The following is a 23,958-nucleotide window of genomic DNA, read 5'->3' on the forward strand; positions in this document are numbered from 1 at the left end:
TCAACTAAATACTTCTTTCCGCTATTACATTCCATTGTTCGCCGTTGTGCTGTAGCAGGTAAAATTTGTCGGCACGGAAGGTGGCACTGTATTTCTTGTGCTGGTAAACGTCCATGGCGCGGGCATACTGCTCGGGCGTAAGGTCGCGAAAGGCAATCGTCATGTGCGGGTGAAAGTTGCGTTCGGTATACGGTATGCTAATGTCGGGGTAGGAGTGCTCAAAGGCATTCAGTATTGATTTTTGCAGGCGTTCCAAACCGGGTGTCATTACGGGTTTTACATAAATAACAGGGTTGTCCTTATTGGGGAAACTGCCAAAGTCTTCCAGTTCTACTATAAAGGATTCTGCCATTGGGCGTATGCCGTCAAACCAGTTAAGGAGGTTGTTGTGTTCGCGTGCCTCAAGCTTAAAGGGAGCCTTCAGCGTGATGTGCGGCATGGTGCGCAGGGCACGGCTGCTGTTGTAATTGGCGGCAAAATCATTTTTAAAATCTGTTACCTCTCCGGCTACGGTTTCATGGGGTATAAGGGCTATAAAGTATAAATTCTGATCAGACATATTCGTGTGTGTTGTATTACAAATATAAGTCTTATGGATGGTCAATTTTGGTGGTATTATGTTATTTGTTTTGGCTTTAAGTGCTTTTTAACGATTTTTTTAACAAAATTTTCAATCGTATATTTTTTTGTTATATATTTCCTAGAGAATTGGTAGAGTTATAAATATCACTTAATACAGTGGAATTGTGGAATATAGAATTTTTCTGTCTTTTTGTTATGTATGATTTGATTTATAATTTATATTTGCACCACTTATTTGTTAATTCATAAATTAATTGAATTTTAAAAGTAAGAATAAAACTCATTTACAAGTATACCTTTAAGATAAAAAAGTGATAGGCAAGATTTAGTAGTTTATGTTTTTATTACTTTTAAATGCGGCTCCGGCCGCATTTTCTATTTACAGCAAAAAAAGGAGGCCCTGTTAAGGGCCTCCTCGGGTTTAGGTATTGAAGGTTTTACTGAACTATGATCGCTTTCTGATCTATTAGTTCGCCGTCTTCTTTCATGACAACAATATATTGTCCTGCAGCGTAACGGCCTAAATTAATATTCCATACACCATTTTGGGTTTCAGGAGTGTATTTCTCAAGAAGTACACCCATCAGGCTGTAAATTTCAAGAGATCTTACCTGTGCTTTTTCGTTAGCAAAAGTATAGCTTAGTCCTGTTGCATCCCTTGTAGGGTTAGGAGATACTGTAAGTCTGTTCTCAAGGATTGTTTCGTCAGATACTTCACGAGATTTCATCCTACAGCCAGGGAAATCGAATTTCTGCGTTGTTTTACACAGATCGCCTTTTTCATTAACTGCTGAAAGAGTAATTTCAAGCGAACCTCCTATGAACCAACCAGGAATGAACTGTACTGTAAATCCTGCTCCTCCCGGTGGTACTGAAACTGCACCCGGAACAAATGTTCCGCTTCCGGCAGGGCCACTCAGGTTCACTGTTATAGGTGTTCCGTAAGGGTTGTCGATATAGATATCTATAACATAGAAGCAGAATTCTTTGTATTCAGCTTTGATAGATTTGATGTCATACCTTACATCACATTTACAGTGGTTCATGGTTACGTTCATCTCGTCTGTCGTTTTCTTACATGTACCATTGTCAAGAGACATCTGGTATGTGCCTGATTGCGAAACAGTGTAGTTAGGAACAGAGCCACTTCCGGCAACATCAACACTGTAGTCTCTTATCCATTCCCATCCAGCAAATATAGCTCCCGGTGCAGGGCCAAGGATTTCAAACGGACTGTTTTCTTCTTTTTCGCTACAGAATTCGTAACAGCCTGTAGGGAATATCCAGAAGTAAACTTCAGGATCTTTAGGTACGTCAAACTGATATGTTGCAGTACATCCTCCAGGGTTTGTAAATGTAAGCAGGTAAGGACCTCCTTCTGTTACCACAACACTTTGTCCGCTCATACCATTGCTCCAGTTGTAAGTACCAGCTCCTGAGGCAACACCGTCAAGCTGTACCTGGTAAGGATTGCAGCTGATGATATGCCAGTTAGCATATATACCTGTTGGAGCAGCATAGGTTGTAACCTGGTAGTTAGCAGAACCAACACAGTAACCTGAACTACCGTCAGAAACTCTTACTTCAACAGTAAAGGTTGCTGTAGCAGGGCTTGTTATGTATGAAGTGTAGTTAAGGATTGGCGATGAGCTCCATGTTGTAAGTGCAGTGCCGTTTCTTAACCATCTGTACTGAAGAGTTCCTGCTCCGGCATAACCAGATAGCTGGAATGATTCTCCTGCACAAACTGAATCTGGGCCTGTAATAATAGGATCCGGACTCATGATGTATGCTGCATTAGTACCCTGAAGCTGCTTCGTACAACCATTAGTGTTATTAAGCATTACCCAGTAGTTTCCAGAAGTTGGTGGAGAATATGTTGGTATTGTCGTTGTTGCCATAACAACATTTTCTTTCATCCATGTATACGAAGAAACCGGAGTTCCTGTATTGTTAAATGTAATTGTTATTGGACTTCCCTCACAATTAGGAGAGTCTGATGACAATGTACCGGCTAGTCCGTTAGGAGCTACGGTAACAGTATGGGTATCAGTTAATGTACAAAGTCCTAAAACTGAAACCGAAACTGATACTGTATAAGTACCCGGTGTTGAATATACCTTGTATGGTGATGGCATACCGCTGAAAGTTCCGTCGCCAAAGTTCCAACTGTAAGATATGCCCGATGCAGCGGCAATATTAGTAGTAAAGTTAAATGCTGAGTCGCTACATGCACTTGTTGGTCCTGAAATAACAACAGGAGCAATTACAGGAAGTGACTTAGGTGTGAAGGCAGAACATGTTTGGAATCCTGCTCTTGATAACTCTATACCAAAGTTATAGTTGCCACCCGGTATTGTAACAGTGTACTGTGTTGCACTGGCAGGTACAGAGTATGGCGTTCCGTTTACATAGAACGTTTTGCCTGTTGCCGGTGTAGGAGGATAGTACTGAGACTGGTCGTATAGCGTAACATCATACATTCCCGGTGTTGAACTACATTGTACCTGATACAGTACTTTAGGAATAAATGGTATGATCATGCTTTTGTAAGTAGGTATTACACATGTACCTCCACCAACAGCATTGTATGTTGAGTAGTAAATAATAGTGTGGTTACCTGCTTTTAGATAATCAATATTCGCCGTTGTAGAAGTTGAACTTAACAAGTTAGCTTCTGGCCCTACTGACCATGAAGTTGCCAGCGGTGCCGGGCTTGCACTTGCAGTTGCCGATACCTGAGTACATGAAGTTTGTGTAGCATTTACAGTTATTGATGGTGTAGGTGATACAGTACAGTTAGCACATCCGTTAAGGACTTTTACTGTATTGGTATAAGATCCACATCCATTACTGTTAGCAACATACACTGTATATACACCAAAAGCTGATACCGTATAGCTGCTTGATGTTTGTCCGGACTGTGCTACACCGTCTTTATACCACTGGAAAGTTGTTGTACCAAAGCTTCCGTAATTTACAGTAGCTGTAAGTGTAAATGGTGTTACTGTGTTACAGAATATTACATCCGGAGCCGGAGAAATAAAAGCTACCGGTGTAGGCATAACTGTAATGGTTCTTGTAACAATAATAGGTGTGGAACATCCATTTGCACCTGTAACAGTTGCAGTAATAGTGTAATTAGTGTTTGAAGTCTGCAGTGGGAAATAATGTGTTTGCGGAGCGCCGTTATAAGGGAAAACGTCATCCGGAGTACCGTCGCCGTAGTTAAGGCTTATAGTTCCTGATGTTAATCCTGGAGTTGAAGAAATTGTAGGTATTAACGGGCTGTTGGCACATATGCTGTTCGGTGCAGTTAGAGTTATTGTAGGCAGGCTGATAAATCCTACGTTTAGCGATGCAGTATAATACGTGTCGCATTTTCTAACCCTTACTTTGATTTGTGTACCGGCTGAAGGACTTTGATTCCATTGAATCATTGCCGAAGCGGTATTTTGTCCTGAAATCACACTTCCAGAAGAAGCAGGTGATATTGACCATTCATAAGTGTCTCCTTCTAAATAGCTTGCGTTATAAGGGCCAGATATTGAGTTTGGACAAATGTTTGAAACCTGTGATCCTGAAATGGTAAGAGGAGTAGCAGTGTGAGGTACTACCGTTTTGCTCACAGTACCGGATGGACAATGAGGATCAGTTGCGTTTTCTCTTCTTACAGAAACAGTATAGCTGCTAAAACCAGGGTTGAAAGTAACGGTTACTGCATTACCATAGTTAGATCCGCTAAAAGTACCATTAGTAACCGACCATACAAGAACAGTACCCGGCTCAGTGTTAACCATGCTGTATTCTACCGGAGTAGAAGGGCATATTTTTGCAGGTCCTACAATAGCTGCCGCATTTGGAGTTACAGGTATTTTGTCTACTCGTATGATAAACGGTTGATCAGGAGGACAGAAGTTAGTTCCTGTTACGTCAAGGCTGTAGTTTCCAACCATGGTAAATACATGGCTAAAGCTATTTCCTGTTCCGCTTACCGTTGTGTTGTTAGGACGTTTTAGAGTCCATGTACCGCTAAATCCTGCGTTTAAGGTATAAGTATTGTTACTATTTTGGCATACTGCCTGAGGTCCTGTAATAACACCCATTGGTCTTACATAGATGTTATATTCTGCTGTTCCACCGCAGCCTAACATTGTGTTAGTATAAGTGCATCTCAGGGTAATGTTTCCAGTGCTGCCTGTTGTTAAGATCACTTCATTACGTTGGTCGGTGTCCATAACCCAGGCTCCTGTACCATTATTATCTACTGACCAAACAAAGTCTGTTGTAGGCCATTGAGGTAATTTATACCTGTACTGACTGCCTTCACATACCACAGCGTCGCCCACAATTGTGCCTACACTTTTTACAACAGGAACTTTTATTGTTACTGATGAACATGGTGAATTACAGGCGCTGGCATCAAACATTACATAACCAAAACCGCTATCGTCAACATTATCCCAAACAACATCTATAGATTGTCCATAAGGCATTGGGCTTAATATTGTTCCGCCAAATACTTTCCAGTCAAACTGGCTACAATCTTTTGCTACACTATCCGGGATGCTGTAGGTGTCTGTTGCATTTTCGCAAACCACAGAATTACAGCTTATTTCGAATGCTTTAACGTCATGTACGTGAATTATTTTTGTAATAGTTGCTGTACAGTTACAAGAGTTGGTAATCGTTAAAGTTACTTTGTAATCCCCACCCTGATTATAGGTGTGTGAGGGTTCAAAAGCTGAAGAGTATGTGTTATCCCCAAAGTCCCAATAATATGAAACTATTTCTGATCCGCCTCCGTCATTTGAAAGATTTGTAAAATAAATTTCTTCAAGTGCACAGGCATAATAATCGTAGTCTTGTTCGCTATATGGGAATACAGTGAACTGTGCATAAGGCCCTTCAATAATTTCAATACAGACTTGCTCTGTTTTTGGACCGTTAGGTGTGGTAATGGTTGCTGAAACCGATCCCGATCCTGCATTACCCCAGGCAACTACACATGAAGTGTTGTTTGATCCCTGAATTGTACCTCCCGGTGCCGACCATGCTACTGGCCAGGAAGGGTTAGATCCTGTAAGGGTGTAAACTACAGTGCTTAGTTCGCACACTTTTACACAACCGCCAGTGCCAATGTCTTCCTGAAAACCTTTACGGTCATCTGGTTTGTAGGTTTGACATCCCGATTCGCTGTTCCAGGTGAGACTAATGTTTTGTGCCTGGAGGGGAATGGTAAATAAAAGAAATAGAAAACATGCTAGAATTGGCAATTGCCGAATTCTACTACGCGAAAGGTAATTTTTCATTGATAGTAGGTTTTTTTAGTTGTTAAACAGTGTTAAAGCTAACTAAATGTTTGCCTATAAAATGTTAAAAAAATGATAATATTAACGTTTGAAAATGCTTATTGTTCGGAATCGGTTAATTTTAAAGGTGTTTTCAATGTTTAACATTTTAACAAAAAAATGTTATTTATTTAACAATGTAGTTGAATTCTGAATCTTTTTAAAACATTTCGTTTTTAAAATTAATAGGTTCTTAATTGTTTTATAATGTTAATGTTTTGCAGTTGTTTAGCATTTTACTGAGTAAATATTTTTAATTTTAAGACAAGTTTTTTGGTTTTATAAGTAAAAAAATGATTAAAAATTACCCATTTAACATCATTAAAAATAAATTTCCACTTTGGATAAAGCGAGTATTGCTTTTTCTAACGGGAGTTTTTTTGCTGGTTATAATGCTCTATGTAGTGCTGGGTGTATATGTAAATAACAATAAAACCGAACTTCAGGCCCGACTTCTTAAGGAGCTGAATGGGGGAATTTCCGGAACACTTAAGGTGAAAAGCATGGATCCTACTTTTTTTACCGGATTTCCTCATGTCTCATTAAAATTAAAACAGGTAATTCTTCGTGATAGTCTTTATGCGGTACATCAAAGGACATTTCTTAAGGCGGGAGAGCTGGATGTAAAGGTTAATCTTATGGCGTTGTTGCGAGGTGCTATAGATATCCGGAAGATGAGTATCCGTAATGCAGCGATTGACTTGTATACTGATGCTTCGGGCTATAGTAATAGTGCTGTGTTTAAGAAGAAAAAAAATGCCGATTCAAAAGATAAATCTGAAGGGAGTTTTCCTGAACTGCGCAGCCTTATTCTTGATAATGTTACCTTAGGTATTGAGGATGTCAAAAATGGTAAAAGCTATAGCTTTACTGTACATGAACTTGATGCCGAAATTGGTTATACTTTTTCCGGTTGGGAAGCTGAAGCTAATCTCGATGCCCGTGCCCATAGTATGGCATTTAATACAGTGCATGGGAGTTTTATAAAAGAGAAAACCTTAGAAGGCAAGTTTGACCTGATATATGATGAGGATGAGGGTTTTATAACTGCACTTCCTAACACGTTGGAAATAGGGGGTGATGCTTTTGTGATAGGAGCTAAAATAAGGGTGGGCAGTGAAAAGGCTGATTTTACTTTTACTATCAGTAATGAAAGTATACTTTGGAGCAGAGCATCTCATTTACTGTCTCCTAACATATCAAGTAAGCTGGATATGTTTGCAATCGATGAGCCTATTGCTGTAACATGTGATCTTATAGGAGACTTTAATGCTGAGGGAGATCCCTCAATACTTGTAAAAGCAGAAGTAAGAGATAATGTATTGCATACTCCCGGAGGGAATGTAACTGATTGTAATTTTAGCGGTGTATTTACCAATCATCATGTAAAAGAAAAAGGGCTTAGTGATGCCAATTCGGCTATAAAGCTTTATAATTTTAAGGGTTATTACAACGGATTGCCTGTAAATATGAAGAAGACATTCATCCTTAATCTTGAAAAACCTATTGCTGTTGGTGATTTTTCCTCGCAGTTCGAAATGACGAAGCTCAAAGGGGTTGTAGATGAAGATTTACTGGCTTTTGCATCGGGTACTGCTGAAATGAATGTTGATTTTAAGGCCGATATCGTGAATTTTATGATAGCGCGTCCCTACATAAAAGGTAAGATAAATGTGAAAGATGCAGATATTACCTACGTGCCCCGAAAGATGAAATTTAAAGATGTTTCAGTGCTGCTCGATTTCACCAGTGAAGATCTTACTATAAGTACCATTTCGCTTACAACAGCAAAAAGCACCATAAATATGGATGGGTATATTAAAAACTTTATGAATTTGTATTATACCGATCCGCAAAAGATAATCCTTCATTGGAATGTGAAAAGCCCCAGCCTGAACGTGGCTGAATTTATGCACTTTTTAGGGAGCAGGGGTAAGGCTAAAGCTGCTATCCGGAAGACTGATAAAGGTAATTTTACGAAAGAGATGAACGAGTTTTTTGAGAAAACAAATGTAGATATTCACCTGAATGTAGATAAATTGTATTACAATAAGTTTTTGGCAACTGCTGTAAAAGCGAATGTGTTTTTAACGGATAACGGTATCTTGCTAAAAGATTCAGGACTTAATCATGCGGGAGGTACATTAAGGCTAAGCGGTAGTATGGTACAACAGGGCAATCGTAATAAATATAAGGTTCAGGCGAATGTGAATAATGTTGATGTGAACATGTTTTTTCATGCCTTCAATAATTTTGGATTGGAAACGCTTAAGGCAGATAATCTGAGAGGTAGATTTTCTTCTGATGTAAATATCAGCGGGAGCGTTACCAATGCCGGAGAACTGGTGCCCAAAACAATATTCGGAACGGTTTCTTTTGGGTTAAAAAATGGTAAGCTGCTTAATTTTGATCCCGTACGGAAAGTAGGCAAGTTTGCCTTTCCGCTACGTGACATGAATACAATTGAATTCGCAAACCTGAAGGGTAGTTTTGATGTTGCCGGAGAGAAGATAACCATTAAGCCTATGCAAATTAATTCAAGTGTGCTTAATATGGATGTGCAGGGAGTTTATTCTTTGGGTAAAGGTACTGAGTTGTATGTTGATGTTCCTTTGCGAAATCCTAAAAATGATGAAGGTATTACCGATAAAAAAGAATTGGCCAAACGACGCAACCGTGGTATTGTAGTGCATCTTAAAGCGGAAGATGGTGATGATGGCAAAGTAGGGATTAAACTTGTTGGGAAAAATGCCGATGGTAAAAAGTAAATGCCTGCTGGTGGCAGGCATTGTGTGTTTTTATCCGTGTATCGTTTCCGATTTTCCGTAGCTCTGTATTAGTTCGCCTTCAAATTCCAGCCATTCGGCCCAGCGTTTTTCTACGTCAACATCTTCAGCATATTTTCGGGCGAAGCCCAAAAACGTAGTGTAGTGTGTTGCTTCCGACACCATCAGGTCATAATAGAATTTTGCCAGCTCTTTGTCGGCGATGTTTTGTGAAAGCACTTTAAAGCGCTCACAGCTTCTCGCTTCGATCATGGCTGCAAACAAAAGGCGGTCAATAAAGGATGTGTTTCGGCTCGCATTTTTCTTCATGAATTTTGCAAGCTGATTTACATAGTCGTCACGCTTTTCTCTCCCCAAAGTATAGCCACGTTGTTTGATTATATCAATAACCTGATTGAAATGATCCATCTCTTCCATAGCAATTTCCGCCATTTTTTGAATCAGTTCGATATGTTCAGGGTTATTGGTAATGATGTATAATGCATTAGCTGCCGCTTTTTGTTCGCACCAGGCATGATCAGTAAGGATGTCTTCCAGGTTCGATTCGGCTATATTCGCCCAACGGGGGTCGGTCAAAAGTTTAAGTCCAAGCATGATATTGATTTGAAATGCAAAAATAGCAAATTAGATATTTGGATTGTTAGATTATTCGATCCTTCAAAAAATCCAAGAATCAATTCTTCTCATTCAGGTACTTCCAATACCTCTTTGGCACATGCTGAATGTGCAGTTTCATGTTCTTTCGGGCAGGGATGTTGGTGCTGTTAAAGTAGTCTTTCCATAATATAGAAGCCAGTTCTTCTTTCTCATCGGTTAGTTCAGCCGGGAGTGCTACTTTCTTGGTGTCAATTTCTGAAACAAATTCATAAGTTATCTCCTGAACCGTATGCAGGTCGTAAAACAAACCGTATTTGCGTTTAATATCATATATTATCCATTGTTGGTCGGCATAGCGGTTCCTGAAAAAAGAAGCAATGAGAGGGAGTACATTAAAATCAGGTTCTACGGGACAATAGTAAATGCCATCGGCAGTTTTCTGGAAACGGATAAAAGCCTTCATGCGGTGTTTTTCACGGTTTACTTTTTTATCCATTTTTGAAACTGCCATCACAGAAGGATTGCCAAAGTTGGCTTCGGCACCTTCTGGATTGTCAAAGATATAACGGGCAAAATCAAACAGGTCCTGAAAAGTTTGGGAGTCTTCCGATAAATATGCTTTGTAAAAGCGGGTGCGCCATTCGGGCGAAAGCTTTTTCTTCAGGCCTTCCCATACGCGTTTGGCTTTGGCTTCATCATTAATTATTTCCAAAGCTTCATCCAGCATTGAGGGCTGGTAATATTTATCCCATACCAACTGAACGGCTTTTTCTTTCCGGTCGTAAGACTCGAAAATTGCGGTAAGAAGCCCTTCAAAAGAGCCGTCGAAGGTGTAGGTTATCATCTTGTTTTTATTTCCTGCAAGGTCTCTAAGGCCTTGTAGGTATTATTTTGATTAAACCTACAAGGTTTTCAAAACCTTGCAGGTTGTATGCCGGGTCTAAAATAACGACAACTGATTCTGCGCTACTTTCAAATATTTACTGTTGCTGTCTGCAAGTATAATATTCTTTAGATGAGGTGCGTCGGGCTCGTTTAGTATAATGGGGCTATCGGCACAACGTATAAAATGTTTTGCTCTGTTGTAGGCAATGCCTATTTTCTGTAGCTGGTCGCTGCGCAATTTTCCAAACTTACGTGCCTGTACAATCTTGTTGGCCGATTGAACACCTATTCCAGGTACACGCAGTATCATGCGATAGTCGGCAGTATTAATGTCTATGGGGAACTGGTCGAGATTACGCAAAGCCCAACTCAGTTTAGGGTTAATATCGGTATCCAGATGTGGATTATTGCTGTTTAGAAGCTCCTTTACATTAAAACCGTAAAAGCGCATCAGCCAGTCGGTCTGGTACAACCTGTTTTCACGTAATAGCGGTGGCTGGCTGCCAATCATTGGCATGCGTTCATCATAGCTAATCGGGATATATCCGGAATAATATACTCTTTTAAGAGAGAAGTTTTTGTAGTACTCATCGGCGCTATACATAATTTCCATATCGGTTTCAGGTGTGGCGCCTATCACCATTTGGGTACTTTGGCCGGCAGGAACAAACTTTGGGGTGCTTTTTATTAATCCTGTTTGTTTCTCGTCTTTAAATTGGGTAATCGTATTTTGTATAAAGCCTAAAGGCTTCTTTACGTCTTCGTGCGATTTATCAGGGGCAAGTAGCTTCAGTCCACTCTCTGTAGGCATCTCAAGATTGATGCTCATACGGTCAGCATACAATCCGGCTTCGGTAAGCAGTTCCTGACTGGCTCCCGGAATAGTCTTTAAATGGATATAGCCGTTAAAGCGTTCTTCAATACGCAGTTTTTTTACGATACGTACCAAACGCTCCATGGTAAAGTCAGCATTCTTGAAAATACCTGAACTAAGAAATAATCCCTCGATGTAATTTCGGCGGTAAAAACTCATGGTAAGCTCTACCACTTCGTCAACGGTAAAAGCTGCGCGTTTTACGTCGTTACTTTTGCGTGAAACGCAAAAAGCGCAATCGTATATGCAATGATTGGTGAGTAGTATCTTTAGTAATGATACGCAGCGTCCATCTTCGGTATAGGTGTGGCATATACCGCTACTGCTGCTGTCGCCAATGCCTTTATTGTCATTCTTACGGGAGCCGCCGCTCGAAGAACAGGACACATCATATTTAGCGGCGTCAGCAAGTATGTTGAGCTTTTCTCTAATCCTGTCGTACATATTGGGGGTGTTTTATACAAAAATAAGCAATAACCGTTCCTGCTAAATCGCAGAAATGTTAAATGTGAGGGGTGTTGAAAAGTTGTTCAGAGTCAGATGTCCGAAGTCCGATGTTTTTTGCGTAATAGCTCCCTCTCCTTTGGAGAGGGGCTGGGGGTGAGGATGAAAAAAGCCCCACTTTTGTGAGGCTTGGTATTAGTTTCTTAAAGCGTGTAGCCTGGCTACATATTTGCCTATTACGTCAAACTCAAGGTTAATGATGGTTCCGGGTTTGATAGCGTTAAAGTTGGTATGCTCAAAAGTATAAGGAATGATAGCAACGCTAAACTCGTTCTCTTTTGAGTTTACTACCGTAAGGCTAACACCATTTACGGTTATGGAGCCTTTTTCGATGGTAATATTGTTAGCGGCTTTGTCGTATTCAAACGTAAAGTACCAGCTTCCGTTGGCATTCTCAACCGATTTGCATACTCCTGTCTGGTCTACATGCCCCTGAACAATGTGCCCGTCAAGGCGGTCGCCTAATTTCATGGCGCGTTCAAGATTTACTATTCCGCCCACAGCCCAACCTTTTAGGTTGGTTTTTTCGAGTGTCTCTTTTATGGCGGTAACAGTATAAGTGTCATTGTTTATGGCAACCACGGTAAGGCATACTCCGTCATGGCTTACGCTTTGGTCGATCTTAAGCTCATGGGTAATAGGAGATGTAATGCTTATGTGAATATTGTCGTTATCTTTTACTATTTCTTTTATTGTTCCCTGGGTTTCTATAATTCCTGTAAACATGCTGTTTATTTTACTAAATTTGTGGCTTCAAAAGTACAACAAAACAGCATCATGACAAAAAAGGCAGAAAATGTAATTGTAGGTATATCAATAGGAGATCTTAACGGGATAGGGCCTGAGGTAATCCTGAAAACCTTTGAAGATAACCGTATGCTTGAGTTTTGCACACCAATTATTTTTGGCAATGTAAAAGTGCTGTCTTTTATTAAAAAAACATTTGAGCTTACGTGTAACCTGCATGGTATCGATAATCTTGATCAAATGGTGATCGGGAAAATAAACGTATTGAATATCTGGAAAGAGAGCGTAAATATCGATTTTGGTAAAAACGATGAAAATGTCGGTAAATATGCAGTTAAGTCGTTTACGGAAGCAGTTGCCGCTTTAAAAAATAAAAAGATCGATGTGCTTGTAACGGCACCTATCAATAAGTACAATATACAGTCGGAAGATTTTAAGTTTCCGGGCCATACGGATTATCTTGATCAGGAACTGGATGGGGATGCGCTTATGCTGATGGTTCAGGATAAACTTCGTGTAGGTTTGCTGACAGATCATATTCCGGTAAATGAAGTTTCGGTTCATCTTACAGAAGAGCTTATCCGCAAAAAACTACTAACGGTTAACCATTCGCTTAAGCAGGATTTTGCTGTTAACAAACCTAAAATTGCTGTACTTGGCGTAAATCCGCACAGTGGCGATAATGGTGTTATTGGTAAAGAGGATGATGAGGTAGTAAAGCCGGCTCTTAAAAAACTCTTTGAAGAAGGGGTACTGGTTTTTGGGCCATTCTCTGCAGATAGCTTTTTTGGTAGTGGGCAATATGAAAAGTATGATGCCGTAGTTGCGTCATACCATGATCAGGGGCTGATTCCTTTTAAAACACTTGCGTTTGGTGGAGGTGTAAATTACACAGCAGGCCTTGAAGCTGTTAGAACATCGCCGGATCACGGTACGGCTTATGACATCGCCGGAAAGGGTATTGCCGATTTTAATTCGTTTAAAGAAGCCTTATATATGGCATTGGATATTTTTCATTCGAGGCAGCAGTATGAGGAAATGACAAAAAATCCTTTAAAAATCAAGGAAAAGCAGTTGTAAACAAAAAAATGTTGATAACCGTTTTGGAATTGCGATAATTTTATATCTTTGCACGCTCAAAAGTGTTGTAACGAAATGAGTTGCGGTGTTTTAGACCGTAAATATTGAGTTTAACGAAATAAAAAACCAACTGGAATGAAAGTGAATAAAGAATTTTTGATTCCTTTTGTGGGATTGAAACAGGGAAAGCACCAGTTTGAGTTTGAGATAAATAAAGAGTTCTTTGATGACTTTGGTTTTGATGAGTATAACGACGTCAATGTCAAAGTGAATTTAGTTTTGGAGAAAAAAATCACAATGCTGGAGCTTAGCTTTAAGCATAAAGGAACGGTAAACGTGCCTTGTGATATCACTAACGAGGATTTTGATTTGCCAATAAAAGGTAAGTTAAAGCTTGTGGTGAAGTTTGGAGATGAGTATAACAACGATCACGATGAGATACTAATTCTTCCGCACGGTGAGTATCAGGTAGATGTATCACAGTATATTTATGAGATGATCGTGCTGTCGGTTCCTTCAAAGCGCATACATCCAGGAGTAAAGGACGGTACCGTCGCCGCCGATATATTAGACAAACTGAACGAGCTTGCCCCGAAAGTGGAAGCGAAGAAAGAAGAAACAAAAGAAAATACAGATCCCCGTTGGGACGAATTAAAAAAACTATTAACGGATAAATAATATAGTAAAATGGCACATCCTAAAAGAAAGACCTCGAAAACAAGAAGAGACAAGAGAAGAACGCACTATAAAGCGTCTGTACCTCAAATCGCTACATGTCCTGTGACAGGAGAAGCACATTTATACCACAGAGCTTACTGGCATGAAGGTAAAATGTACTACAGAGGCCAGGTTGTAATAGACAAAGCAGAAGCTGTAGCTTAATTGCAGTAAAAAATAGGGTAAAAACTCTCACGCCGTGAGAGTTTTTTTATTACATGCCAATTTTTTTAATTTAAAGGAGGCTGATTACAAGTCAATTTGCAATTTTTTTGTAATTTCCACCGCTTTTTCAAATTCCTCAACCTGAGTTGAAATAATTGACCTATGAGTAAACTAACAGCCGCCATTACAGCAGTAGGGGGATATGTTCCGGATTTTGTGTTATCGAACAAAGTTTTGGAAACAATGGTAGATACCAACGATGAGTGGATTACTACCCGTACTGGTATTAAAGAAAGGCGCATTCTTAAAGATAAAGATAAAGGAACATCTTTTTTAGCTATCAAAGCTGCCGAAGACCTGATACAAAAATCAGGTGTTAATCCAGCAGAGATTGACATGGTGCTTTTAGCAACCACAACACCGGATATGCCGGTAGCTGCAACAGCAGTTTATGTTGCAACACAAATTGGAGCAGTTAATGCTTTTGCCTACGATCTTCAGGCAGCATGCTCCAGCTTCCTATACGGTATGAGTACCGCTGCAGCCTACGTACAATCGGGCAGATACAAAAAAGTATTGCTGATAGGTGCAGATAAAATGTCTTCAATTATAGATTATACTGACAGAGCAACTTGTATTATCTTTGGTGATGGTGCAGGTGCTGCATTGTTTGAGCCTAACGAAGAGGGCCTTGGTCTTCAGGATGAAATTTTAAGGAGCGACGGTATTGGCCGTGAATTCCTTAAGATAGAAGCGGGTGGTTCGCTACTTCCTCCGTCGCATGAAACTATCGATAATGGTCAGCACTATGTGCACCAGGACGGTAAGACAGTATTTAAGTACGCTGTTTCTAACATGGCTGATGTGAGCGAAAGAATCATGCAGAGAAACGACCTTGGACATGATGATGTAAACTGGCTTATAGCGCACCAGGCTAACAGAAGAATTATTGATGCTACTGCTTCAAGAATGAATCTGGATGAGTCTAAAGTGCTTATAAATATCGAAAAATACGGAAATACAACCTCGGCTACACTACCTTTGTTGTTAAATGATTTCGAACACCTTTTTAAAAAGGGAGATAATCTTATCTTTGCTTCCTTTGGAGGAGGCTTTACATGGGGTTCGATTTACCTTAAATGGGCTTACGACAAAAAATAGAAACAAAACAAACTATACAAAATAACGGAAATTATGGACATTAGAGAGATTCAAAACCTAATCAAGTTTGTAGCAAAATCCGGAGCTACAGAAGTTAAGTTGGAGATGGATGATTTTAAAATCACCATAAAAACAACTGAAGCCGGCGCTGCTGAAGCTACAACTTATGTTCAGCACGTACCAATGGCACAGCCAGTACAACAGGCTATTGCTCCTGTGGCTGCTCCTGCTGCTGCACCGCAAGCTCCTGCTGCCGCTGCTCCTGCTGCTGATGATAACTCAAAATATATTACTATCAAATCGCCTATTATTGGTACCCTTTACAGAAAACCTTCACCGGACAAACCTGTGTTTGTTGAGGTAGGAACTACAATCTCTAAAGGTGATGTTGTGTGTGTTATCGAGGCTATGAAACTATTCAACGAAATCGAGTCTGAGGTATCTGGTAAAATCGTTAAGGTTTTAGTTGATGATGCTTCTCCGGTAGAGTTCGATCAGCCATTATTCTTAGTAGATCCGTCTTAATATTATTTTGAATGATGAATTTATAATGTCTTTATCAGGCATTAATGAATTTAAAATTTAAAATTTAACATTTAAAATAATCAAACAGGATGTTTAAAAAAGTATTAATTGCAAACAGGGGAGAGATTGCACTTCGTGTAATCAGAACCTGCAGGGAGATGGGGATTAAAACCGTTGCGGTTTACTCAACTGCTGATGCGGAAAGCCTTCACGTAAAATTTGCTGATGAAGCAGTTTGTATCGGGCCACCGCCAAGCAACCTGTCTTACCTTAAGATATCTAATATCATAGCTGCTGCAGAAATTACTAATGCAGATGCTATTCACCCGGGTTACGGGTTCCTTTCTGAAAATGCTAAGTTTTCAAAAATATGTGGTGAGCACGGTATCAAATTTATTGGTGCTTCGCCGGACATGATTGATAAAATGGGAGATAAAGCTACGGCTAAAGCTACCATGAAAGCTGCAGGTGTACCTTGTGTACCGGGTTCAGACGGTCTTCTTGAATCGTATGAACATGCTGAAAAACTTGCAAAAGAATTTGGTTACCCTGTAATGCTTAAAGCTACTGCCGGTGGTGGTGGTAAAGGTATGAGGGCTGTATGGAAACAGGACGAGCTTTTAAAAGCTTGGGAAAGTGCTAAACAGGAAGCGGCTGCTTCGTTTGGTAATGATGGTATGTATATGGAGAAACTTATCGAAGAACCTCGTCACATCGAGATTCAGGTTGTAGGTGATTCATTCGGTAAAGCATGTCACCTTTCTGAAAGAGACTGTTCTGTACAAAGACGTCACCAAAAACTAACTGAAGAAACACCTTCTCCGTTCATGACTGACGAACTTCGTGATGCTATGGGTAAAGCTGCTGTTAAAGCTGCTGAGTTCATTAAATATGAAGGAGCAGGTACAGTTGAGTTCCTTGTTGATAAGCACAGGAATTTCTACTTTATGGAGATGAATACACGTATTCAGGTAGAGCATCCAATTACTGAGCAGGTAATTGATTACGATCTTATCCGTGAGCAAATACTTGTTGCTGCAGGTGTGCCTATCTCTGGTAAAAACTACCTTCCGCAACTTCACTCTATCGAGTGTCGTATCAATGCTGAAGACCCGTATAATGATTTCCGTCCGTCTCCGGGCAAGATCACTACCCTTCACATGCCGGGTGGTCACGGTGTAAGACTTGATACTCACGTATACTCTGGTTATACAATTCCGCCAAACTACGATTCAATGATCGCTAAGCTGATAACTACTGCCCAAACAAGGGAAGAAGCTATCAACAAAATGAAGCGTGCCCTTGATGAGTTTGTAATTGAAGGTATCAAAACTACTATTCCTTTCCACAGACAATTGATGGATGAGCCGGATTATGTAGCTGGTAATTATACTACAAAATTCATGGAATCTTTTAAAATGAAAGATCCTGCATAAATAAAAATAGGCCCTGCTGATAAGCAGGGCTTTTTTTATTTTATATTAGTGCCTGAAAAAAATGGCACAAAACTTGCCATGCCAATAAAAACCTATTTAAAAAATTATAATTATGTTCAAGACTCTTATTTCAGCAGCTAAAGCTATGCTTAGCGTAGTTGCTTTATCGCTTGCATTTACATTAAATGCATCTGCACAGGACCGTTCAGCAAATGCGGCCCAAAGAATGACTGACAACATGAAAGCAGAGCTGTCTCTAACAGATGCTCAGTATGCTAAAGTGTTAGATATTAATAAAGATTTCACTGCAAAATCTGCTGAAGCAAGAAAAGCTTCTACAGATAAAACTGTAGTTGGTAAATCAGTAGTAAGCCTTAATGAAGAAAGAGAAAAGCAGCTTAAAGCAGTACTTACTGAAGAGCAGTACAAAAATTATCTTTTAAAGAAAGATGAGAAAAAGAAAATGGCAAGACAGCGTTTTGACGGGCAGGCAAAACCTATGAGGACAGCTCAACCGGTGGAATTGAGAAAAGAATAATAAGAGCCTCGTTTAGCGAGGCTTTTTTGTGTACTATTCCTTTCGTTTTTCTGTTATATTTGTAACCACGGCTTTGCCGTTTATCATTAACCAAATAATAAAACCAATGATTAAAAAACTTACTACGAGTGTGAGAAATGTTTTAACGGCAGCTGCTTTATTGCTTGCAGTAACAACAACAGTAATGGCTCAGGAAACGGATGTTATTGCTGAGGCTGCTAAAACATCGGCAAACCAAATGAAATCGCAACTTACTTTAAATGATAATCAGTATACACAGGTTGTAGAGGTAAATAAGTATTACCTGAAAAGAGTGAAAGACTGTAAAGCTTCGGCCGATTCTACACAGGCAAAAGCAAAAAAGATGCAGGCGATTAATGAAGAAAGAGATACTAAACTTAAATCAGTACTTACAGTAACTCAGTATAAAAAATATGCTGCTGTAAGAGCAGAGAATGTAAAGAAGCTTAAAGAAGCCGCAAATATTTAAAAAAGCATAGCCCCGGTAAGGGGCTTTTTTTATGGATTTTTTCCTTTACATGTAGGGTTTTTTCTTTGATGGCTGTTATATGTTTCCGAGACCAACCACTACAGCTATGGAAACGATATCGCTGCTGCATAAAAGCAGGAAAAAACAACATGAGGCTTTTATTATACCTGCGAAAGTTTCAGGGCAAAGCATTACAGTAGATTTTGACGAAGTGAAATCGCTGAAATTTTCAACCATTATCAGTCTTAAATCCCTGCTATGGGCGCTGATATTCTTTTTATTCTTTCTTGATCTGTGCCTGAGAAGAAATCCGGATAACTGGTTTTTTTCGAGTATGGCCGCTATGGCTGTAGGTTTTGTAGTATTATCGTTTATTTTTTTAGACAAGCAATATTATATTTCATTATGCATGACCGATGGTACTAAACTTAAAATAAAGGTGCCTAAAGATAATAAGGAAGTTGCCGAAACATTTGTAATTGAGGCTAATGAAAAGATCACAAAAAAATAAATCCCCATTTATATGGGGATTTATTTTTTAAAATCGTTCTGAAGAAGCTTTCTTCCAGAAATAAATAAGTTTTTTTGGTACGGTGTCCTCGTTTAGGAGGCAACCGCTATCAAGTTCAGGATAAGTTTCCATAAACGTTTCAATTTTGGTCCTGTCTACTCTCATGCTCACCACGCTTCTGTCTACTTCGTCAGGATGTTTAAGTCCCGCCGAAGCCATTAATTCCATTGCGCTTTTTACCGTCTCATGCTGGAAACGGAATACACGCACGCTTTTTTCTTCAGGAACTAGTCCCTTAACGAGTTTTGGGTCTTGGGTGGCAACTCCGGTAGGGCAGGTGTTTTTGTGGCATTCCAGGGCTTGTATGCACCCTAGGGCAAACATCATCCCGCGTGCAGAATTACAAAGATCGGCACCTGTAGCCAGTGTTTTGATAATGTCAAATCCTGTAACTATTTTGCCGCTACAGATAATCTTAATTTGCTTACGAATACCAAAACCTACCAATGCATCATGTACAAAAGCCAGAGCGTCTCGTAGAGGCATGCCTACGTGGTCGGTATATTCCTGAGGGGCAGCACCTGTTCCACCTTCTGCTCCATCAACGGTAATAAAGTCAAGGTAGGTTTTAGTTTCTACCATTGCCTTACATATCGAAAGAAACTCAGATTTGTTACCAATGCATATTTTCATGCCTATGGGTTTTCCGCCAGATCCTTTTCGTAATGTTTGTATAAAATCCATTAGCTCAAGAGGTGTGGTAAATGCAGAGTGATAAGGAGGTGAAACAATATCATGTCCTTTGCTCACAATACGGATAGCGGCAATTTCGTCGGTTACTTTCTCTTTTGGTAAAATTCCTCCATGACCCGGTTTAGCACCTTGTGAGAATTTAATCTCGATCATTTTTATTTTATCCAGAACCGCACGTTTGGCATATTCATCATACGAGAATTTACCCTCTCCATCACGGCAGCTAAAATATCCCGTACCTATATTCCATACAATATCACCTCCGGGCTCAAGATGGTATGGTGAAAGTCCTCCTTCGCCTGTATTATGATAGAAGTCTCCCATTTTTGCACCTGTATTAAGTGCTAATATTGCGTTTTTGCTCAGTGAGCCATAGCTCATGGCGCTTATGTTGAAAAGGCTTGCTTCATAAGGTTGTGTACATTGCTCAGAACCTATTCTTACCCTTGGGTTATGATCTATTTCATTAAGAGGTAAGGCTCTTATGCTGTGGTTTATCCACTGGTAACCTATTTGGTACATGTCAAGCTGGGTGCCAAAAGGTATAGTGTCAGTTTCTTTTTTGCTTCGTTGGTAAATAAGGCTTCTCTCAATCCGGTTAAAAGGTTTACCGTCGAGATCGGTTTCTATGAAATACTGACGCATTTCCGGGCCGATGGATTCTAAAAGGTATCTAAGCCTCCCTACGAGCGGAAAATTTCTTCTGATCGATTTTTTTGACTGATACATGTCGTATAGTCCCATGATGTAAAGGGGTAGGAATATCAGTAAAAGAAAAATTGATTTCCAGTTAATAAAAGTCAGAAGGGTGATAATGGCTATAGATGTGGTACAGAAAACTACAAATACTTTTCTCATACTTGCATGGATTTGTGCTTTCGAATTTAATCAAAAGCGGTTAGTTTGTTGTTTTATTTGAGTAGTGATTCCAACAAAGATAGCGAGTATTTTTGCTGGTTTAACTTTTGAAATCGTATAAATAAGGCTATAAAAAATCCCGAAGTATTGCTTCGGGATCTTTCATCAATAGTGTAGCTGATTATTTAATATCAAGCTTTTTAGCTATCGAAGATGGGATTCCGCCTTTGTGAAGCAGGATGGCTGTAGACTTATATTTTACAAAATTTTTAGTCATGTACATGTATCCTTTGTAATCGTTAGATGCGCCCCATGAGTTTTTGATGATGTAGTATTCTTTACCACCCTGATCTTTAGCGATGCCAACAATGTGCATACCATGGTCATCCTGAGTTTGGTAGTTGTCAAATGCTTTCTGGCGAAGCTCAGGAGTAATTTCAAGCTCGTCTTTTGGTCCAAGGAACATGCCTTCTTTTTCTTCAGGAGTCATGTCGGCAACGTTTTTAGCCGGGATGTAAGCTACACCATTTTTCCAGCTAAAGCCTTTTTCGCTAACGTCTCCTGCCCATCCTACTGTATAACCGTTTTTAAGAGCGTTGTCAATAACGTCTGTAAGTTCGTTTAGTTTTACGTTGTATACCTGATCAAGCGACCAGTTGTCCGGTACCATAAGAACAAATTTAGAATAGTATGGGTGGTCTGAGAATGAAGATAATTCAACATAGTCATCCGGATTGATTCCGATAACTTCTTTTGCGAATGTTTGCGGAGTATATTTTTTACCTTTCCATTCAAAGTTTTGAGGAACTTCACCAAGATAAGAGTCGATAACGCTTGTGTAAGCTTTAATCCAGTTTGGAGAAAGCTCACCGTTAGGGTTTTTAACTACAGCTTCAAGAACACCCTGTCCCATAGCCTGCATCTCTGCAAATTTGTTGTTGGCAGTACCATAATTAAGACCTGTGTAAAGGTTTTGCGGAAGAGCTCCGTACTGACGGTACATGTTGATTACATCGTGAAGAGCACCACCATCACCAAGTGTGATAGCACCATGCATACGAACGTAGTTCTTTCCTTTTTCGATATATGCATTACGTGCAGTATATATTTGAGAGATCTCAACCGGTTTTTTGCCCATACGGATCATTTCTGACTCAAGGAATGAGTTAGCAGAATAGCTCCAGCAAGTTCCTGAAGAACCCTGGTTTTTAACAGGGGTATTCTCTATATTGATAACATCTGTAAATTTAAAGGCAGCGGCACTGTTAGCGCTCTGGTTGTTTTTTAATGAATTTACAAGGTAGTCCTGTGCTTGTATTGTTTGTAGTCCTGCAAATAGCAATGCAGTAGCAACAAGCGGTTTAACTGAAAAATTGTACATTATTCAAGCAGTTTTTGTTAAGGTTTTTATTATTCGCGCTAAAATACGGAAAATTTATAAAAAAGGTCTTTTTTTTGAAGTTTCTATAAAGTTTCCTTTAGCCATTTAAAGAACTCACGTTGCCAAACCAGCGCATTCTGTGGTTTTAGTACCCAGTGGTTTTCTTCCGGGAAAAGCATAAAGCGGCTCTTGATGCCTCTTAACTGTGCTGCCTGAAAAGCCTCCTGTCCTTGTCCTATCGGTACACGGAAATCAATGCCGCCCTGAATTACAAGGATCGGTGTATTCCATTTGTCAACATTGTTGATAGGGTTAAATTGGTTATATGTTTTTTGTGCAGCTGCATTGTTTTTCTCCCAGTACGGTCCGCCACTATCCCAGTTAGTAAAAAATACTTCTTCGGTAGTGCCATACATGCTCTGAAGGTTAAATACACCACAGTGCGATATAAATGTCTTGAATCGGTTGTTGTGGATGCCGGCAAGATAGAATACCGAATATCCACCATAGCTTGCGCCTACGGCTCCAAGTCTCGCTTTGTCTACATAAGGTTCTTTAGCAACATCGTCGATAGCTGAAAGGTAATCATCCATAACCTGACCGCCCCAATCTTTACTAATCTGCTCATTCCATTCCACACCATGCCCTGGCATGCCGCGACGGTTAGGTGCTACAACAATGTACCCCTGTGCTGCCATAACCTGGAAGTTCCAGCGGAACGAGTAGAATTGTGTCAGTGCACTTTGAGGCCCTCCCTGGCAATATAAAAGGGTAGGGTATTTCTTTTTAGCATCAAAGTTTGGTGGAAGTACTACCCATACCAGCATCTTTTTGCCGTCGGTGGTAGTAACATAACGCTTTTCGGTTTTACTAAGGGCAATTCCGGCGTATGCCGCTTCGTTTACTTTAGACAGTTGCGCCCATTTTTTCTTTTTAAGGTCGTAACTAAATATCTCATTAGCGTGATTCATATCGGCGCGCTCAACAATTATTTTATCACCGCTAAAACCAGTAATGCCGTTGATGTCAAAAACACCATCGGTAAGTTGTCTTACGGTAATAGCAATTTTTGTCATTCCCGGAAAGTTTACCTCAAACAGCTGTTTTGTACCATCGGTAGCAGCAAGGAAATATATCTTTTTTCCATCCGGACTCCAAGTAAAGCTGTCTACCGTACCATCCCAGTTTGCGGTAAGATTCATGTCAATGCCTTTAAAGCGAACAATGATGTCGTTTTTATCAGCCTCATACCCATCGCGTTTCATTTGCAACCATGTAAGGTCGCCTTGCGGAGAGTAAGCAGGTGCAGTATCATACCCCGGGTTGCCTGGGGTAAGGTTTACAGTTTTTTTAGTTTCAATATTATATTCATACAAGTCAGTGTTGGTACTTGTAGCATATTCTGTACCCGCTTTTTTCTTGCATACATAAACAATGCTTTTGCCGTCAGGAGACCATGTATAATCTTCTTCGCCGCCGTGAGGTTTTTGCGGAGAGTCATACGGCTCATTTGGCATAATGTCTACAAAAGACGTTTTGTCTTTATCGCCGGGCTTGGTGTAACCAACATGGTTGTGAGTGCCGTCATTCCAGGTATCCCAGTGGCGGTAATCAAGTCCGTTATATACCTGGGCATTGCTTTTATCCAGTTCTGGGTAAAGGTCTTTTCCAAGAACTTTTTCAACTTTTACTTCTTTAGAGGTAAGCGCCCATTTTCCTTCTGCAGAAAGGTATTTGTCGTTCAATAGTGCAGCATAATCGGTTACTTCGGTCGCAGTACCTCCCGTTACAGGAATACTGTAGAATTTTGAAGCCGATTTGTTCTCTTCCATATTGGGAGTTGAAACTTTGTATACTATGCTTTTTCCGTCTTTGGTAATACCCAGTGCGCTCACACGTCCCAGTTTCCAAAGCATTTCCGGAGTCATGACCTGTTGTGCCGAAGCGGTTAATCCCATGATGCTTACTGTTAGTAGAAGTAGTTTTTTCATTGAAAACATTTTTAATAGGGGCTAAA

General features: G+C 40.0%; 19 protein-coding genes. 10 read left to right on the forward strand and 9 right to left on the reverse strand.

From position 1 onward, the window contains the following. Positions 1 to 4: 4 nt before the first annotated feature. On the reverse strand, positions 5 to 559 hold the full coding sequence (locus tag DEU42_RS16080) for a 2'-5' RNA ligase family protein (RefSeq protein ID WP_114759356.1): 555 nt from the start codon (positions 557 to 559) through the stop codon (positions 5 to 7). Between the two features lie 460 nt (positions 560 to 1,019). Then, entirely contained in the window at positions 1,020 to 5,894 is a 4,875-nt protein-coding gene (locus DEU42_RS16085) for a PKD domain-containing protein (RefSeq protein WP_114759357.1), read from the reverse strand. Between the two features lie 332 nt (positions 5,895 to 6,226). Between DEU42_RS16085 and DEU42_RS16090 the strand changes: the two genes are divergently transcribed. After that, positions 6,227 to 8,701, forward strand: coding sequence for an AsmA-like C-terminal region-containing protein (locus DEU42_RS16090; RefSeq protein WP_114759358.1), 2,475 nt, complete (start codon positions 6,227 to 6,229; stop codon positions 8,699 to 8,701). 30 nt (positions 8,702 to 8,731) lie between these two features. On the opposite strand, the gene DEU42_RS16095 is transcribed toward DEU42_RS16090, so the two are convergent. From DEU42_RS16095 to DEU42_RS16110, 4 genes are all read right to left on the reverse strand, one after another. Then, positions 8,732 to 9,313: a tRNA-(ms[2]io[6]A)-hydroxylase gene (locus DEU42_RS16095; protein WP_114759359.1), complete on the reverse strand. Its 582-nt coding sequence runs from the start codon at positions 9,311 to 9,313 to the stop codon at positions 8,732 to 8,734. 79 nt (positions 9,314 to 9,392) lie between these two features. Then, positions 9,393 to 10,160, reverse strand: a complete 768-nt coding sequence (locus DEU42_RS16100; RefSeq protein WP_114759360.1) for a TIGR03915 family putative DNA repair protein — start codon at positions 10,158 to 10,160, stop codon at positions 9,393 to 9,395. Positions 10,161 to 10,256: 96 nt separating this feature from the next. Then, entirely contained in the window at positions 10,257 to 11,519 is a 1,263-nt protein-coding gene (locus DEU42_RS16105; protein ID WP_114759361.1) for a putative DNA modification/repair radical SAM protein, read from the reverse strand. A gap of 195 nt (positions 11,520 to 11,714) precedes the next feature. Next, a complete protein-coding gene (locus DEU42_RS16110; RefSeq protein WP_114759362.1) occupies positions 11,715 to 12,305 on the reverse strand; it encodes a riboflavin synthase in 591 nt (196 codons plus the stop codon). Between the two features lie 51 nt (positions 12,306 to 12,356). Here DEU42_RS16110 and pdxA point away from each other — a divergent pair, with 51 nt between their 5' ends. The 9 genes from pdxA to DEU42_RS16155 all read left to right on the forward strand — a co-directional run bounded on the left by pdxA (position 12,357) and on the right by DEU42_RS16155 (position 18,949). Continuing rightward, a complete protein-coding gene (gene pdxA / locus DEU42_RS16115; protein WP_114759363.1) occupies positions 12,357 to 13,406 on the forward strand; it encodes a 4-hydroxythreonine-4-phosphate dehydrogenase PdxA in 1,050 nt (349 codons plus the stop codon). 135 nt (positions 13,407 to 13,541) lie between these two features. After that, on the forward strand, positions 13,542 to 14,084 hold the full coding sequence (locus tag DEU42_RS16120; RefSeq protein WP_114759364.1) for a YceD family protein: 543 nt from the start codon (positions 13,542 to 13,544) through the stop codon (positions 14,082 to 14,084). A gap of 9 nt (positions 14,085 to 14,093) precedes the next feature. Beyond that, a complete protein-coding gene (gene rpmF / locus DEU42_RS16125; RefSeq protein ID WP_026993360.1) occupies positions 14,094 to 14,288 on the forward strand; it encodes a 50S ribosomal protein L32 in 195 nt (64 codons plus the stop codon). Between the two features lie 162 nt (positions 14,289 to 14,450). Next, a complete protein-coding gene (locus DEU42_RS16130) occupies positions 14,451 to 15,449 on the forward strand; it encodes a beta-ketoacyl-ACP synthase III (RefSeq protein ID WP_114759365.1) in 999 nt (332 codons plus the stop codon). Positions 15,450 to 15,482: 33 nt separating this feature from the next. Then, entirely contained in the window at positions 15,483 to 15,974 is a 492-nt protein-coding gene (accB, locus tag DEU42_RS16135; protein ID WP_114759366.1) for an acetyl-CoA carboxylase biotin carboxyl carrier protein, read from the forward strand. 89 nt (positions 15,975 to 16,063) lie between these two features. Then, the gene (accC, locus tag DEU42_RS16140) at positions 16,064 to 17,410 is read left to right on the forward strand and encodes an acetyl-CoA carboxylase biotin carboxylase subunit (RefSeq protein ID WP_114759367.1); all 1,347 of its coding nucleotides are present in this window, start codon (positions 16,064 to 16,066) and stop codon (positions 17,408 to 17,410) included. 112 nt (positions 17,411 to 17,522) lie between these two features. Then, on the forward strand, positions 17,523 to 17,948 hold the full coding sequence (locus DEU42_RS16145; RefSeq protein ID WP_114759368.1) for a hypothetical protein: 426 nt from the start codon (positions 17,523 to 17,525) through the stop codon (positions 17,946 to 17,948). 106 nt (positions 17,949 to 18,054) lie between these two features. Continuing rightward, positions 18,055 to 18,438, forward strand: coding sequence for a hypothetical protein (locus DEU42_RS16150; protein WP_114759369.1), 384 nt, complete (start codon positions 18,055 to 18,057; stop codon positions 18,436 to 18,438). A 106-nt stretch (positions 18,439 to 18,544) separates the two neighbouring features. Next, positions 18,545 to 18,949, forward strand: a complete 405-nt coding sequence (locus DEU42_RS16155) for a hypothetical protein (protein WP_147278143.1) — start codon at positions 18,545 to 18,547, stop codon at positions 18,947 to 18,949. A 27-nt stretch (positions 18,950 to 18,976) separates the two neighbouring features. Here DEU42_RS16155 and DEU42_RS16160 read toward each other — a convergent pair whose 3' ends face one another. From DEU42_RS16160 to DEU42_RS16170, 3 genes are all read right to left on the reverse strand, one after another. After that, positions 18,977 to 20,560, reverse strand: a complete 1,584-nt coding sequence (locus tag DEU42_RS16160; RefSeq protein WP_114759371.1) for an FMN-binding glutamate synthase family protein — start codon at positions 20,558 to 20,560, stop codon at positions 18,977 to 18,979. A gap of 181 nt (positions 20,561 to 20,741) precedes the next feature. Beyond that, positions 20,742 to 21,941, reverse strand: coding sequence for an aminopeptidase C (locus DEU42_RS16165; protein WP_114759372.1), 1,200 nt, complete (start codon positions 21,939 to 21,941; stop codon positions 20,742 to 20,744). Positions 21,942 to 22,024: 83 nt separating this feature from the next. Continuing rightward, entirely contained in the window at positions 22,025 to 23,932 is a 1,908-nt protein-coding gene (locus DEU42_RS16170) for a S9 family peptidase (RefSeq protein WP_114759373.1), read from the reverse strand. Positions 23,933 to 23,958: the final 26 nt, after the last annotated feature.

It is taken from the genome of Flavobacterium sp. AG291 (genome assembly GCF_003350375.1).
Taxonomy (GTDB): Bacteria; Bacteroidota; Bacteroidia; order Flavobacteriales; family Flavobacteriaceae; genus Flavobacterium; species Flavobacterium suzhouense.